The organism is Lancefieldella parvula, assembly GCF_963530955.1.
Classification (GTDB): Bacteria; Actinomycetota; Coriobacteriia; order Coriobacteriales; family Atopobiaceae; genus Lancefieldella; species Lancefieldella parvula_A.
In genome coordinates, this window is record NZ_CAUSFQ010000027.1 from 1 (window position 1) to 14524 (window position 14524).

Annotated in this window: 13 protein-coding genes, 5 tRNA genes, 1 pseudogene and 1 other annotated feature; of the genes and pseudogenes, 1 reads left to right on the top strand and 18 read right to left on the bottom strand. The window is 51.7% G+C overall.

Going from position 1 to position 14524, the window contains the following annotated elements; genetic code table 11:
• Positions 1–55 precede the first annotated feature (55 nt).
• The 18 genes and pseudogenes from RWJ43_RS03145 to cysS all read right to left on the bottom strand — a co-directional run.
• Positions 56–2956, bottom strand: a pseudogene (locus RWJ43_RS03145) (DNA-directed RNA polymerase subunit beta); the annotation flags it as partial.
• A 779-nt stretch (positions 2957–3735) separates the two neighbouring features.
• Positions 3736–4116 (bottom strand): 50S ribosomal protein L7/L12, encoded by a 381-nt coding sequence (rplL, locus tag RWJ43_RS03150; RefSeq protein WP_314007669.1) that lies wholly within the window; start codon positions 4114–4116, stop codon positions 3736–3738.
• A gap of 132 nt (positions 4117–4248) precedes the next feature.
• A complete protein-coding gene (gene rplJ / locus RWJ43_RS03155) occupies positions 4249–4770 on the bottom strand; it encodes a 50S ribosomal protein L10 (protein WP_314007673.1) in 522 nt (173 codons plus the stop codon).
• Positions 4771–4821: 51 nt separating this feature from the next.
• Positions 4822–4961, bottom strand: a sequence feature (ribosomal protein L10 leader region).
• 291 nt (positions 4962–5252) lie between these two features.
• The gene (gene rplA, locus RWJ43_RS03160; RefSeq protein ID WP_314007675.1) at positions 5253–5960 is read right to left on the bottom strand and encodes a 50S ribosomal protein L1; all 708 of its coding nucleotides are present in this window, start codon (positions 5958–5960) and stop codon (positions 5253–5255) included.
• Positions 5961–6117: 157 nt separating this feature from the next.
• Positions 6118–6546 (bottom strand): 50S ribosomal protein L11, encoded by a 429-nt coding sequence (gene rplK / locus RWJ43_RS03165; protein ID WP_012809258.1) that lies wholly within the window; start codon positions 6544–6546, stop codon positions 6118–6120.
• A gap of 96 nt (positions 6547–6642) precedes the next feature.
• Entirely contained in the window at positions 6643–7188 is a 546-nt protein-coding gene (gene nusG / locus RWJ43_RS03170) for a transcription termination/antitermination protein NusG (protein WP_314007678.1), read from the bottom strand.
• Positions 7189–7191: 3 nt separating this feature from the next.
• Positions 7192–7554 carry a preprotein translocase subunit SecE gene (secE, locus tag RWJ43_RS03175; protein WP_314007681.1) on the bottom strand — a complete coding sequence of 121 codons (363 nt, stop codon included), beginning with the start codon at positions 7552–7554 and terminating at the stop codon, positions 7192–7194.
• A 71-nt stretch (positions 7555–7625) separates the two neighbouring features.
• Positions 7626–7701, bottom strand: a tRNA-Trp gene (locus tag RWJ43_RS03180).
• A gap of 18 nt (positions 7702–7719) precedes the next feature.
• The gene (gene rpmG / locus RWJ43_RS03185; protein WP_012809261.1) at positions 7720–7869 is read right to left on the bottom strand and encodes a 50S ribosomal protein L33; all 150 of its coding nucleotides are present in this window, start codon (positions 7867–7869) and stop codon (positions 7720–7722) included.
• A gap of 184 nt (positions 7870–8053) precedes the next feature.
• A complete protein-coding gene (gene tuf, locus RWJ43_RS03190) occupies positions 8054–9259 on the bottom strand; it encodes an elongation factor Tu (RefSeq protein WP_314007683.1) in 1206 nt (401 codons plus the stop codon).
• A gap of 106 nt (positions 9260–9365) precedes the next feature.
• A tRNA-Met gene (locus RWJ43_RS03195) sits at positions 9366–9442 on the bottom strand.
• Between the two features lie 19 nt (positions 9443–9461).
• A tRNA-Thr gene (locus tag RWJ43_RS03200) sits at positions 9462–9537 on the bottom strand.
• 1 nt (position 9538) lies between these two features.
• A tRNA-Tyr gene (locus RWJ43_RS03205) sits at positions 9539–9622 on the bottom strand.
• Positions 9623–10027: 405 nt separating this feature from the next.
• Positions 10028–10103: transfer RNA gene (locus RWJ43_RS03210), tRNA-Thr, on the bottom strand.
• Positions 10104–10295: 192 nt separating this feature from the next.
• Positions 10296–10481, bottom strand: a complete 186-nt coding sequence (locus tag RWJ43_RS03215) for a hypothetical protein (RefSeq protein ID WP_314007685.1) — start codon at positions 10479–10481, stop codon at positions 10296–10298.
• Between the two features lie 139 nt (positions 10482–10620).
• Entirely contained in the window at positions 10621–11199 is a 579-nt protein-coding gene (locus RWJ43_RS03220; RefSeq protein WP_035432071.1) for an NYN domain-containing protein, read from the bottom strand.
• Positions 11200–11244: 45 nt separating this feature from the next.
• Complete coding sequence (rlmB, locus tag RWJ43_RS03225) at positions 11245–12285, bottom strand: 23S rRNA (guanosine(2251)-2'-O)-methyltransferase RlmB (RefSeq protein WP_314007690.1); 1041 nt, start codon at positions 12283–12285, stop codon at positions 11245–11247.
• Positions 12286–12287: 2 nt separating this feature from the next.
• Positions 12288–13769, bottom strand: coding sequence for a cysteine--tRNA ligase (gene cysS / locus RWJ43_RS03230; protein ID WP_314007693.1), 1482 nt, complete (start codon positions 13767–13769; stop codon positions 12288–12290).
• A 242-nt stretch (positions 13770–14011) separates the two neighbouring features.
• Between cysS and RWJ43_RS03235 the strand changes: the two genes are divergently transcribed.
• On the top strand, positions 14012–14524 hold a 513-nt coding region (locus tag RWJ43_RS03235), incomplete at its 3' end, for an ABC transporter transmembrane domain-containing protein (RefSeq protein ID WP_314007694.1).

A 14524-nucleotide genomic window follows, 5' to 3' on the forward strand; every position in this document is an offset into this window, starting at 1 on the left:
AAAGGATAGCGCGTGAGCGAGTCTTCAACACAAACTAATAATGCGCAGGACACAACTCCTTGAGAGCCTTGTTAATCATGTTGATGTTGGTGCGGCGAACAATCTCTGCAACGGACTCATCAGTAGCACCGTCAAAGAGTGGTGTTGCAACAGGAATTGGGCCCTCAACGTAACGCTTAGAATCTGCGTCATCGTCATCCCAACCGTGTGCAGCGCCCCAACCAAGGTGGCACTCAAGCAGCTGACCAACGTTCATACGGGAAGGAACGCCCAGTGGGTCGAGAATAACGTCTACTGGGGTACCATCTGCCATGTAAGGCATGTCCTCAACTGGGAGAACCTTACAAATAACACCCTTGTTACCGTGGCGACCAGCGATCTTATCGCCCTGCTGGATCTTTCTGCGCTGAGCAACAAAGACGCGGACCAGGTCGTTTACTCCTGGAGGCAGGTCGTCTCCAGCCTCACGGCTGAAGCGGACAACGTCAACAACGCGACCATAAGAGCCGTGTGGCATCTTAAGGGAAGTATCACGAACATCGTGTGCCTTAGCACCGAAGATTGCGCGAAGCAGGCGCTCTTCTGCGGTCAGAGCAGTCTCACCCTTAGGAGTGACCTTACCAACCAGAATATCGCCAGGGCCAACCTCAGCGCCGATGCGGATGATACCGTCATCGTCGAGGTTTGCGAGCATGTCCTCACCAAGGTTTGGAATCTCGCGGGTAATCTCCTCAGCACCAAGCTTGGTATCACGAGCATCAATCTCGTGGCGGGAAATGTTAACGGAGGTCAGAAGGTCTTCCTGAACAACACGCTCGGAGACGATAATACCGTCCTCGTAGTTGTAGCCTTCCCACGGCATGTAAGCAACGGTAAGGTTTGCACCAAGTGCCAGCTCAGAGTGGTCAACAGATGGACCGTCTGCGATTGGCTGGCCTTTCTCAACCTGCTGTCCAACAGTGACAATTGGACGATGGTTGATGCAAGTGGACTGGTTGGAGCGCTCGTACTTAGGAAGATCGTAGCGCTGAGAACCGTGCTCATCGGAGTAGATGACAACGTGAGCTGCATCAACCTCGGTGACCTCGCCGGCAAACTCTGCACAAATAAGCTCACCAGAGTCCTGAGCTGCGCGGCCCTCCATGCCAGTTCCAACAAATGGAGCGTGGGACTGAATCAGAGGCACTGCCTGACGCTGCATGTTTGCACCCATGAGGGTACGCTTTGCATCGTCGTGCTCGAGGAATGGAATGAGGTTAGCGGCGACGGAGAGAAGCTGACGTGGAGAAACGTCCATGTAGTCAACGTCCTCAACAGGAACCTGTGCAGGTGCACCGAAGGAACCGTCGAAGTCGCGGGTACGTGCAATAACGCGGTCTGCATCAACAATCTTGCCGTCTGCGTCAACCTCAACAAACTTCTTAGACTTAGGGTCAATTGGGGTGTTAGCAGGAGCAATAATGTGATTCTCCTCCTCGTCTGCAGTCATCCAAACGATGTCGTCAGAGACAACGCCGTCCGTGACCTTACGATAAGGAGCCTCGATAAAGCCGTACTCATTTACGTGAGCGTACAGTGCCAAAGAGCCGATAAGACCAATGTTTGGTCCCTCAGGAGTCTCGATTGGGCACATACGGGAGTAGTGCGAGTTGTGAACGTCGCGGACTGCGGTAGGAACGTTGGTACGACGGCTGGAGCCGGACTTGTGTCCTGCAAGACCGCCAGGTCCCAGAGCAGAAAGACGACGCTTGTGGGTCAAACCAGCAAGTGGGTTTGCCTGGTCCATGAACTGCGAAAGCTGAGAAGAACCGAAGAACTCCTTGATTGCAGCAACAATTGGACGGATATTGATCAAAGACTGTGGAGTGATGTCGTCTGCGTCCTGAGATGCCATACGCTCACGAACAACACGCTCCATACGGCTCATACCAATGCGGAACTGGTTCTGGACCAGCTCACCTACGGTACGAACGCGGCGGTTGCCAAAGTGGTCAATGTCATCAAGGTGCTTAGACTCATCACCTGCATGCACTGCAAGAAGGTACTGAAGAGCTGCGACAATGTCCTCTTTGGTAAGGACACGAACATCTGCAGGAATCTCTTCCTCAAGCTTCTTGTTGATCTTATAACGACCAACGCGTGCAAGGTCATAGCGCTGCTCGTTGAAGAAGAGGCCGTCAAGCAGAGAACGGGCGGAGTCAACAGTTGGTGGCTCGCCTGGACGCTGACGACGATAAATCTCGATAAGAGCATCCTCACGTGTAGTTGCAACGTCACGCTCAAGTGTGTTGCGAACAACATCGGAATCACCAAGGAGCGAGAGAATCTCGTCATCGGTAACAGCAATGCCAAGTGCACGGAGGAAGACGGTAGCGCTCTGGCGACGCTTGCGGTCAATGGAGACGACCAGGTGGCCGCGCTTATCAACCTCAAACTCAAGCCATGCACCACGTGCAGGAATGAACTGAGACTTGTGGACCAGAACACCGTTGTCCATCTCTGACGAGAAATACACGCCAGGTGAACGAACGAGCTGTGAAACCACAACGCGCTCAGAACCGTTGATGATGAAGGTACCGCGCTCAGTCATCAGTGGGAAATCACCCATGAAGACAAGCTGCTCCTTCATCTCACCAGTCTCTTTGTTGACAAAACGGACGTCAACAAAAAGAGGTGCTTGATATGAAATGTCTTTTGCACGACACTCAGCCATTGAATTGGCAGGGTCGCCGAACTGATGGTCACCAAAGGTGACCTGCATGGTTCCAGCGCTGTTCTCAATTGGCGAGAACTCAGCGAAGGACTCTGCAAGGCCCTCTCCCATAAAGCGCTCAAATGATTCCTTCTGTACAGAAATCAGATTTGGCAGCTCCATAGCTGCGGGAATCTTACTGAACGTCCTGCGTCCAGTATGCGCCTGAGGCGTGGTGAGGGAAGTCTTTTTAGCGGTAGACACCAGGTTGTCCTCCTTCAAAAGGGTGGAAGGTGGCAATTGTCGCAACCTAGTAATTTAGTCAAGATTTTAATGCGCGTCAACAGAAAAACACTTGATTTTTTAAGACGTTTTGACTATATTATCGCGTTTATGTTTTTCAACTGCACAAACGTTATGTTGCAGGTAAATCCTTGACTAACTCGTCTTTTCTAGTTATGAAGATTTTGTGGAGAAGGTCCACGGAGACAGAAATAGCTTTCGGTGAGCGGCACTCCCCCGCCACGTCGCTTCGCATGGCGCTCCATGCGCTCCGAGCGCACGGGTTTCTCGCCAGGCGCGGGTACGAGCGCACGGGTTTCTCGCTAGGCGCTTCTGACTAACAATGTGCGCCTGAAAAGTGCAAAGAATCTGTATTTGCGCCACCGATTCTTTAACGAAATCAGGCAAATCCACAGATTCTATTGCAATTTAAGGCAAAAGTTACAGATTCTTTGCAGAAATCAGGCGCTAGAAAGCTGGTGTAAGTCACGCAGGAAGCTAGAGCAATCACGCTGGATTCATGAGCCTGAAATGAACACCAAGTCTGAGCAAAAGCACTCAGATACGACGAGAAAAACAGGCAAATCGCTCAGACATGGCGAGAAAATCCGGCAAATCACTCAGACTTGATGCACTTTTCAGGCTGCAGCAAAAGCACCTCAGCTTCATACGATTTGCGAGCACGCCGGGTTTCTCGCTAGGCAAACAAAAAAGAGGCCAGACCGAAGTCTGACCTCTCCAGTAAGCAATGTAGGATGGACTTACTTAAGGGTGACGGTAGCGCCAGCCTCCTCGAGCTGAGCCTTAGCAGCCTCAGCGTCCTCCTTCTTTGCGCCCTCGAGGACAGCCTTAGGAGCACCCTCGACGACCTCCTTTGCCTCCTTGAGACCAAGGTTGGTAAGAGCACGGACAACCTTGATGACGCCAATCTTGTTGTCGCCGAAGCCCTCGAGGATAACGTCAAAGTTGGTCTTCTCCTCTGCCTCCTCAGCAGCGCCACCAGCTGCAGGAGCAGCAGCGACAGCTACAGGAGCAGCAGCGGAAACGCCAAAGACGTCCTCAAGCTCGTGAACGAGCTCAGAAAGCTCGAGTGCTGGCATCTCTTTAAGGGCCTCAATGATCTCATCTTTAGTGACAGCCATGTCAATTCTCCTTTTTAAACGATGCAGCCTTTGTACTGCATCTGGGCAAAAGCCCGGCTTGTATGTGTGCGTTTGAATGCGTTTACACTCTCACGCGGTTTGCGCCAATGCGCGGGTACAACAAAACGTTGCTTATGCAGCGTTTTTCTGATCTGCGACTGCAGAAAGAGCGGTTGCGAGTCCACGAGCTGGACCAGCGCAAACCTGTGCAATACCGGTAAGTGGGCTTGCAACAACGAAGACAAGCTTTGCAATGAGCTCCTCGCGAGAAGGAAGATCTGCGTAAGCCTTTGCCTCGTCAGCAGTAAGTGCCTGACCATCAGCGATACCACCAATGAACTCAAGTTTCTTGAGCTTCTTGGCCTGATCCTTGATGACCTTAGCGGCCTCGACAGGATCATTCTCATAGAAAACGTATGCGCAGGTACCGGCGAGCATCTCGTCAATCTCTGGCATACCAGCGTTCTTAAGAGCAATCTTGACGATGTTGTTCTTATAGACCTTCATGTGAGCGCCTGCAGCGGTAAGTGCGCGGCGCAGCTCCTGAGTCTCCTTTACGGAGAGACCACGATAGTCGATAACAAACAGGCCCTTGGAGTTGTCGAGAGAAGCGGAAACCTTCTCGAGCAAATCAAGTTTAGACTGAGCTGGCATGTAGTACACCTCCTTTATCATGTCTCAGGCACGAGCGCCAACAGGTGCGGCCCTCACATGAAAAGACCCCACTTTGGCAACCAAAGCGGGGTCTGGATGTACTAATCTCAAGACCACCTCGGCAGGCGGGAATTCCCATTAAGCCTTGGATTCAAGGCGCCGGCTGTCTTTGGCAGCGAACGTGCAACTACAAGACGTCTGTCTTGCGTTGGATATTGTGCAGCAAAAAACTATCCAAGTCAAGGTTGGGCGCACAATTTCTTTCTCTTCACAAAAATTTGACGAGAAGGGCGGCTAAGCAGCTACGCACAACTCAGCCACACACATCAGCCACACGCGCGCCGCAAGCAGAGTCCACGCCTCAAACCACACGCCCACTGCAAGCAGAGTCCACGCCTACACCACATGCACGCTTCAAGAAAAATCCGGTACCTGCAAGCAGATACCGGATTAAACGTGCTAGGTACTTCTAAGCGTAAAGCTTAGTCCTCCATGAGGTTACGAACCTTGGTTGGATCAACCTTGATGCCAGGGCCCATAGTAGAGGAAATAGCAACGGTCTTGACGTACTTACCCTTAGCGCTGGATGGCTTGACGCGAATAATCTCAGAGAGAAGTGCGCCATAGTTCTCAACAAGCTGCTGGACCTCAAAAGAAGCCTTGCCGATTGCAACGTGGCAGATACCAAAACGGTCTGCACGATACTCAACACGACCAGCCTTGAGCTCGTTAACCATCTTTGCAACATCCATGGTAACGGTGCCGAGCTTAGGGTTAGGCATAAGGCCACGAGGACCAAGAACGCGACCAAGACGACCAACCTTACCCATCATCTGAGGGGTTGCGATTGCTGCGTCAAAGTCAAGCATGCCCTTCTCGACCTCTGCGATGAGCTCGTCGCCACCGACGATGTCAGCGCCAGCTGCCTCAGCCTCGCGGGCCTTCTCGCCCTCTGCGAAGACTGCAACGCGAACGGTCTTACCAGTGCCGTGAGGCAGAGAAATGGAACCGCGGACGTTCTGGTCAGCCTTACGAGTATCGACACCAAGGCGAATTGCTACCTCAATGGTCTCGTCAAACTTAGCAGTTGCAAGCTCCTTAGACAGGGTTACTGCCTCTTTTGGGCTGTAGAGGTTTGCACCGTCTACCTTGGCAACTGCATTCTTGTAGTTCTTTCCGTGCTTAGGCATTATGTACCTCCTGTGGTTAGCGGGCGTCTGCCCTCCCACTCCTGCATCTTCCGTCCATAGTTACGCCCTCTTGGCGAGAAACCCAACTACGTGCACTAACGTTGGATGCTCTGACAAAACAACCGTCAGCCACACTAATGGCTGACGGGAGTAAACACTACTCGGCGATGGTTACACCCATGGAACGAGCGGTACCAGCGACGATCTTCTTTGCAGCCTCAATGTCGTTTGCGTTGAGGTCAGGCATCTTGATCTCAGCAATCTTGGTGAGCTGCTCCTGGGAGAGCTGGCCAACCTTATCGCGCTGAGGAACACCGGAACCACCCTTGAGGTGAAGCTCCTTCTTGATGAGCTGAGCTGCTGGAGGAGTCTTGGTTACGAAGTCAAAGGAACGATCCTCGTAAACAGAAATCTCGACTGGGATGATGTCGCCAGCCTTGTCCTGAGTTGCAGCGTTGAACGCCTGGCAGAACTGCATAATGTTGACCTGTGCAGCACCCAGAGCTGGTCCTACTGGAGGAGCTGGGTTTGCCTGGCCTGCAGGAATCTGCAGCTTAATAAAGTTAACAACCTTCTTTGCGGGCATGTTAAGCCTCCTGTTTGAATACGTTTGAGTCTATTCTCGCGCACTCCCGAGAAGCAATCCACAAGGGACGAGAAGTGCGGGATAAGCCGTTAGTTACTAGTCTATCAGGGAAATTTGATCCATGGTGAGCTCAACCGGAGTCTCGCGACCAAAGATGGTGAGCATAACCTTGATCTTGCCGGACTCTGCGTTGACCTCAGAAACAGTTCCGTCGAAGTCAGCGAGAGGACCAGAAAGAACGTGAATTGCCTGACCGACCTCAATATTGGTTGCTGTACGCTTAGGTACAGGGCCACCCGTCTTCATACCGCCGCGACGCATGATCTTATCGAACTCTTCACGACGCAGAGGAACTGGCTTGCCGTCAATGCCAACAAAACCAGTTACGCCTGGGGTGTTGCGAACAACAGCCCAAGTATTGTCATCCAGCTCCATGCGAACAAGAACGTAACCTGGGAAAACCTTAGACTCTTTGGTCTCGCGCTTGCCGCCGTCCTTGACCTCAGTAACTTCCTCAGTAGGAATCTGAATATCAACAACAGCACGCTCAAGGCCATAGGTCTCAATACGGTGCTCAAGGTCTGTCTTTACCTTGTTCTCATAACCTGAATAGGTGTGAACTACATACCAGCGCTTAGCCATTGATTATCCCCTCAGTCCAGTAAAGGCGACGAGACCAGCAACAATGCCAGTATCAACCAGCCAAGTTACCAAGCCAAAGAAAATGATTGTTGCAATTACGGCTACAGAGAAACCAGCAAGCTCAGAGCTTGAAGGCCACACAACGCGGTGCATTTCTGTACGAACGCCTGCAAAGTAAGCACCCAGGCGGCCAAAGAAGCCAGGGTTAGCGTTACGCTGAATGGACTTCTCCTGCTTCTTTGCCTCGGCCTTAGTAGCCTTAGCAGAAGCTTCAGGAGTAGCTTCAGCCTGAAGGGTCTCACGCTGGGCGCGCTCTTCTGCGCGAGCCTTACGTGCGCTCCTCTTATTGCGCTCCTTATTTGCCATCCTACGCTCCCTTGGATGTTATACCTACATACAAACCGGCCAACCCTTATGGGAAGGCCGGTGAAGTTATCTGGCAGGCCAGGAAGGACTCGAACCCTCAACAAACGGTTTTGGAGACCGCCGCTCTACCATTGGAGCTACTGGCCTAGAACGAACCCACCTAGCCTAGCGGGTCTCGCGATGTACCGTGTGCTTGTGGCACCATGGGCAGTACTTCTTCAACTCCATACGATCTGGGTTGTTGGACTTATTCTTGTCCGTAGTGTAATTACGACGCTTGCACTCAGTGCAGGCGAGAGTAACGAGTGTACGCATTGATCCTCCTGAACACGGTCACGAGATGTATTCTCGAAATGTGACGCGGTTGCTTAGGTTAGCACCCACTACCCAGAGATGTCAATACTTTTCTCTAATTACTCTAGGCGTTCACATATTTTTTCTCGACAAAAAACCCGGCGCGCAAAAAGCACGCCGGGCAAGTTAGCAACTTTAAAAGAAGTTACTCGATGACGGTGGAAACACGGCCATCGCCGACGGTGTGGCCACCCTCGCGGATAGCGAACTTCAGACCCTGCTCAAGAGCGATTGGGTGAATGAGCTCGCAACCAACGGTGATGTGGTCGCCAGGCATAGCCATCTCTACCTTGCCACCGTTTGCATCGGTGAGCTCGTAGATGTCGCCGGTTACGTCAGTTGTACGGAAGTAGAACTGTGGACGGTAACCAGAGAAGAATGGGGTGTGACGGCCGCCCTCTTCCTTAGTAAGAACGTAAACCTCACCGGTGAACTTCTTGTGTGGAGTAACGGTACCAGGCTTGCAGAGAACCTGACCGCGCTCGATGTCCTCGCGCTTAACACCACGAAGAAGAATACCAACGTTGTCGCCAGCCTCGCAGAAGTCCATGGTCTTACGGAACATCTCAATGCCAGTAGCAACAGACTGCTGAGTAGGCTTAATACCAACAATCTCAACAGGCTCATTGAGCTTAAGCTCACCGCGCTCAACACGGCCGGTAGCAACGGTACCACGACCAGAAATGGTCATGACGTCCTCGATTGCCATCAGGAATGGCTTCTCGTTGTCACGAGCAGGTGTTGGGATGTAGGAGTCAACAGTGTGCATGAGCTCACGGATGGACTCAACCCACTTCTCCTCGCCGTTAAGAGCGCCGAGAGCGGAACCACGGATGATTGGAAGGTCATCGCCTGGGAAGTCGTACTCGGAGAGAAGGTCACGGGTCTCCATCTCGACGAGGTCGATGAGCTCGTCATCGTCGACCATGTCGCACTTGTTCAGGAAGACGACGATGTAAGGAACGCCGACCTGACGTGCAAGAAGGATGTGCTCACGAGTCTGAGCCATAGGACCATCGGTTGCAGCAATAACGAGGATTGCGCCGTCCATCTGAGCTGCACCAGAAATCATGTTCTTGATGTAGTCTGCGTGGCCAGGGCAGTCGACGTGAGCGTAATGGCGCTCCCAAGTCTCGTACTCAACGTGAGCAACAGAAATGGTAATACCACGCTGACGCTCCTCTGGAGCCTTATCGATGTTCTCGAAGGCGGTATAGTCTGCCTTGCAGCCCTCGGTCTCAGAGAGAACCTTGGTGATTGCTGCGGTAAGGGTAGTCTTACCGTGGTCGACGTGACCAATGGTACCGATGTTTACGTGTGGCTTTGTGCGGTCAAACTTTTCCTTGGCCATTGCCAATCCTCCTTCTGGAACTAACCCTCGGGCTAGACCGTGGTGAAAAAACGTCTGTTTATACTCAACGGCGCAAATGTCTAGGACATGTACGCCGTAAAGAGTCTGGTACCGGCGACTGGATTCGAACCAGTGACGTCACGGGTATGAGCCGTGTGCTCTAACCAGCTGAGCTACGCCGGCATAAATGCCGCTTGAAACATGGAGCCCGCGACCGGATTTGAACCGGTGACCTCTTCGTTACCAACGAAGTGCTCTACCTACTGAGCTACACGGGCGTGGTGGGGATACTTGGACTCGAACCAAGGAACCAATAAGGAGCGGATTTACAGTCCGCCGCAGTTGCCGCTGTGCCATATCCCCAAATGCCGTTTTCAAGCACTCTAGAAGCAATTGTGTACGCTGTTTACCTTGCAGTTTAACGTACGCAGGAAGTCTAGTTGATCTTCCAATTACCTCTCAAGCGGGAAAATATTACGATTGAATAAAAATCTTGTCAACGTAATCCACCCAACCGGGCGTATCTTATCAAATTTTTTCCACAATTCCAAGCGATTTTCTCGCCACGATCCTCTGCGGTTTTCTAGCCACAACTTCAAGCGAGTTTCTTGCCACAACTCCACCGATTTTCTCGTCACACTCCAAGCGGGTTTCTGACCAGACGCATACGGGCTTTTACAGTTATCTATAGGAGCCATACGCGATACGTTGCGAAAGCCCTAAAATTCGCACGAAAAAAGCCAGGCAATGCCTGGCTGAAAATTCAAGTGGTGCCGCCACCAGGCTTCGAACCCGGGACCTACTGATTACAAGTCAGTTGCTCTACCAGCTGAGCTATAGCGGCATCAAGTGCAGAGGATATTCTATAGACTTTTCTGGCTTTGGTCTAGTCTCAATTTTCGAGAAATTTTTCTCCACAAACTGGTCGATGCAGCATGTAGGAGCACTTCCCTTCTGTAGAAGCTAGCTTGGTGCAAATGCACTGTCCATCAAGTCTGGCCAGCCTGAAAACCGCATCATGTCTGTGTAAAACAGCTCAGATTTGGCGAGAAAAACCGGCAAATAGCTCAGATATGGTGAACTTTTCCGGCAAATCATTCAGACATGGCGAGAAAATCAGGCTCCATGGAGGGGCAATCTCGCGCGCTTCAAAGGCCGCCTGAAAAGTGCAAAGAATCTGTATTTGAGCCACCGATTCTTTGATGAAATCAGGCAAATCCACAGATTCTTTAACGTTTTTAGGCAGAATTTACAGATTCTTTGCAGAAATCAGGCGCGCTGATTGCGCCCAGGCGCGCTGGACGTATTGGTGCGGTCGAGCACGTTGGCACATCGCGTACGTGAGACGCTGACCTGGGCACCTATCTGCCTAGCAGCTTCCAGAGTTTCTCGCGCTGTTCTGGAGAAATACGGTCTTCAAGCGTCATGCGCGTACTGACCTGATCGCGACGCATCTCTTCGACAACGTTATCTGCTTGGGAAATCTCGTGAACCAGCGCTGCGCTTGCAATGCGCGTGACCTCGCCGGGGCCAAAGCCGGCTGTGGCACGAATGTCCCTGTCCGACGTGACCAGAAATACCTTGCGACCAGCCTCTCGAGCGTCCGTGACCAGGCGCTCGATGACACTATCTGCGGACTCCCCAGTCTCGGAAAAAACCAACTGCACGCCAGCGTGGGTGCGCTCCGGGCGCTCGTCGTTTACATTTCCCTTGCCGTCAAACACAATAACGGCCTCGTAGGTACCCTGCGCAAACGTGGCAACGTCAGAAATGAGCGCCAAACGGGCGCGATAAAACGGATCGGTGTTGAGGTGATAGGCTCTCTCAGCAGCGGTTTCTTGTGCAGAAGAACCACGCTCATCCAGCAACGCCTCATAGCGAGGGGTTGCCAACATGACGTTATAGCCATCGACTACAAGCAGCGATTTTTTCTGAGCCATACCTTACGCTTCCTGGGCTTCCTGGACTTCTTACGCTTCCTGAGCTTACGCTTCCTGAGTCCTGCGAAGCCACTCGTAGCACATGACCGTTGTTGCCTGAGCAACATTCAGGGATTCTACCTGGCCAAACTGAGGAAGTTTGCACGTAAAATCACACTTCTCGAGCATAAGGCGAGAAATTCCTGAGCCCTCGGAGCCCATAACAAGTGCAAGGCGGCCTCCCATAGGGGCCTCCCATACGGACTGAGTAGCGTGCTCGGTAGAGCCACATGTCCAAAAACCTGCGGCTTTGAGCTCTTCGAGAGCGCGCGGCAGATTAGATACCTGGGCGATTGGCAGGTGAAGCACAGCTCCTGCAGACGTCTTGTATGCTCCAACGCCAACTCGGGCGGCGCGAGCGTTTGCAATGACGACGCCAGCTGCGCCAACTACCTCGGCACTTCTTACAATTGCACCAAAGTTTCCCTCGTCAGTGACGTGATCTAAGACCACAACCAGAGCGTTTTCTGAACCAGCGCGCTGGATGATTTCAGAGAGGTCAGCGTAAGCAAAAGGCTGTGTACGGACAATAACGCCCTGGTGAGCGCCGTGGCTTGAAAGCGAGTCAAGCACGGGCTTTGCAACACGCTCGACAGGAATACCCTCCTGCTCAAGCTGACGTGCAAGCGCCTCAATTTCTTGGTCCTTCTGCCCGCTTGCGGCTTGTACCAGCGCATTCTTCAAAGGAATACCAACGGTCAGCGCCTCTGCTACTGCACGACGACCCTCGATAAGATCGGTTGCAGACTTCTTGTTACCGGGACGTCCAGCGCCAGCGCCTCGCTGTCCACCAGCGCCTCGTTGACCGCGGGTGCCCTGAGCTGCACGTGCGCCTTGTGCGGAGCGACCGCTTTTTGAGCCCTGGCCATTCTTGGCGCCGAAATAACCGCCCCAGTCGGCAGCCTTCTTGGAGCCACGACCCGCTGCTCCGCCACGACCTGTGGAGCCACTACGGCCTGCAGCTCCGCCACGTCCTGCGGCTCCACCGCGGCCTGCAGCGCCCTCGGAACGAGTGTTTTTAGAGGTAGAACGCTGATTTTTTGCCATAGTTAGTCTGCCTTACGCTTAAGTCGAGCGCCAGCGGCGGTATCTTCAATCAAAAGTCCAAGCTCGGCAATGCCATCTCTAATTTGATCGGCAACTGCCCAGTTCTTCTGGGAGCGAGCCTCCTGACGAGCAGCAAGCAAAGCCTCTGCAGCCTCGTCAGCTGACGAGCCCTCATAGCCTGCGACCTGTACAGCAAGTGCCACAAGCTCCTCTGGTAAATCAGAAGTGGACGCTGCCTGAGTCAAATCAATTCCCAAAGCTCCCGTGAGCTCGCACAACATATCTGCTGCACGGAGAACAGGACTTGCGCCAACGTTCTGACCAACCTCTGCAAGATACGTATTTGCAGCAGTTACCAGCGCAAAGATAGCAGCGAGTGCTCCTGCGGTATTGAAATCATCATCCATCTGAGCGTCAAACTCGCTCTGAGCTGTATTGATTGCCTCAGCAAGCGTGCTATCAGCGTCGGAAAGTTCGTGCTGAGCAGAAGACTGCTTGAAAGCCCAGCGGAGATTTGCAACGCAGGTCTTCATGCGCTCAAGCGTACCAACGGTACCCTCAAGGCGCTCAAACGAGAAATCAAGTGGTGCACGATAGTGCGTCTGAAGCATCAAAAGTCTTACTGCATCTGCAGGGTACTTGTCCAAAACTTCCTTGAGCGTGTAGAAGTTACCCAAAGACTTGGACATCTTCTCGCCATCAACGCGAAGCATTCCGGTGTGCATCCAATAATTGGCGAGAGGAGCGTGCCAGGCGCAGGATGCCTGTGCGGTCTCGTTCTCATGATGAGGGAATACCAGGTCAGAACCACCACCGTGAATGTCAATTGGAGTGCCCAGGTAGCGATGAATCATGGCGCAGCACTCACTGTGCCAACCTGGACGACCTTCTCCCCAAGGACTTGGCCAGCTAGGCTCACCAGGCTTAGCGGCCTTCCAGAGTGCAAAGTCAAATGGGTCGCGTTTCTCGTCATTAACCTCAACGCGCTCACCTGCGCGAAGCTGATCAAGATCGCGGCCAGAAAGTACACCATAGCCGTGGTCAGAACGAACCGAGAAGTACACGTCGCCCGAAGGCACCGCGTAAGCATAGCCCTGTTCAATCAAAGATTGAATCATCTGGAGCATGGCTTCAATCTCGTGCGTTGCGCGTGGACGAATATCCGGATCCAGAATATTGAAGCGATGCATCTGCTCAATGAACGCCTGAGAAAACTCTTCAGAAACCTCTTGAGCAGTCCTTCCCTGCTCAATGGCGCGCTGAATAATCTTGTCGTCAACATCGGTCAGGTTTTGAGCAAAGGTGACCTCAAAACCCTTATGCATCAGATAACGGCGAATAACGTCAAACGAGAGGAAGGTACGGGCGTTTCCGATGTGAATCTGATCGTAAACCGTAGGACCGCACACGTACATGCGGATTTTGCCCTCGTCGATTGGCTTGAACTCTTCTTTTTTATGCGTCTGAGTGTTATAGACAAGCATGCATACTCCTCGCAACCATTGTGTATTGGTGTAAGTATAAACGGTTTGTGGAAAACCTTTAAGTTCCATACCTTACTAATCAAGATTCAATTTTGTTACCATTTACGGATTAGTACTGGATTGTTTTTTTTGTTTTACTAAACTTGACGAATAAAAATTTTAAGAATTTATATTTGAATCAAAACTGCAAAGAACTAGAAGACAAGAAATCTTACTCTTAACAACTTCAGAAGGTGATTCGAATGAGTAAGTTTTTTAACATTATCCGCTACTGCATATCTACCATTCTGGATAAAGGCAGTCTTGCGATTTTTCTCTTTCTGTCATTCTTTGTCACAGCGCTTATGGTGATCCAACCGCTTCTTGTTGGATTTGTAATTAATCTTTTTATTTCAGGAACAACTTGGAGCGAGATACTTTTCTATTGCGCCGTAGTTGCCGCACTAGGAATCCTTATTGCCGGCTGTTCCTATCTTGCTAAAACACGCTATTGTCAGTTACAAATTGATTCTTCGTTTACTATTGAGCGACAGCTGATTGACAAGATTCAACATGCAGATTCATCGTTTTTCTCGTCATATGATTCTGGACATTACCGCCAGACAGTAAATAACGATTCTAATGACGTTTCGATTTTTATACTTACACAATGTGTGAGCTTTGTAACAACTATGGTCTCTGTCTTAGGCACGCTGGCAATTATTTTATATTTGAACCCATTAACTGCTCTTGTAACGGCTGCTTTATTATTGATT

What these genes read in the sequence shown, in the direction of transcription:
- rplL (WP_314007669.1), bottom strand. Translation starts at nt 4,116, where the DNA reads ATGGCTGTCACTAAAGATGAGATCATTGAGGCCCTTAAAGAGATGCCA.
- rplJ (WP_314007673.1), bottom strand. Translation starts at nt 4,770, where the DNA reads ATGCCAGCTCAGTCTAAACTTGATTTGCTCGAGAAGGTTTCCGCTTCT.
- rplA (WP_314007675.1), bottom strand. Translation starts at nt 5,960, where the DNA reads ATGCCTAAGCACGGAAAGAACTACAAGAATGCAGTTGCCAAGGTAGAC.
- rplK (WP_012809258.1), bottom strand. Translation starts at nt 6,546, where the DNA reads ATGCCCGCAAAGAAGGTTGTTAACTTTATTAAGCTGCAGATTCCTGCA.
- nusG (WP_314007678.1), bottom strand. Translation starts at nt 7,188, where the DNA reads ATGGCTAAGCGCTGGTATGTAGTTCACACCTATTCAGGTTATGAGAAC.
- secE (WP_314007681.1), bottom strand. Translation starts at nt 7,554, where the DNA reads ATGGCAAATAAGGAGCGCAATAAGAGGAGCGCACGTAAGGCTCGCGCA.
- rpmG (WP_012809261.1), bottom strand. Translation starts at nt 7,869, where the DNA reads ATGCGTACACTCGTTACTCTCGCCTGCACTGAGTGCAAGCGTCGTAAT.
- tuf (WP_314007683.1), bottom strand. Translation starts at nt 9,259, where the DNA reads ATGGCCAAGGAAAAGTTTGACCGCACAAAGCCACACGTAAACATCGGT.
- RWJ43_RS03220 (WP_035432071.1), bottom strand. Translation starts at nt 11,199, where the DNA reads ATGGCTCAGAAAAAATCGCTGCTTGTAGTCGATGGCTATAACGTCATG.
- rlmB (WP_314007690.1), bottom strand. Translation starts at nt 12,285, where the DNA reads ATGGCAAAAAATCAGCGTTCTACCTCTAAAAACACTCGTTCCGAGGGC.
- cysS (WP_314007693.1), bottom strand. Translation starts at nt 13,769, where the DNA reads ATGCTTGTCTATAACACTCAGACGCATAAAAAAGAAGAGTTCAAGCCA.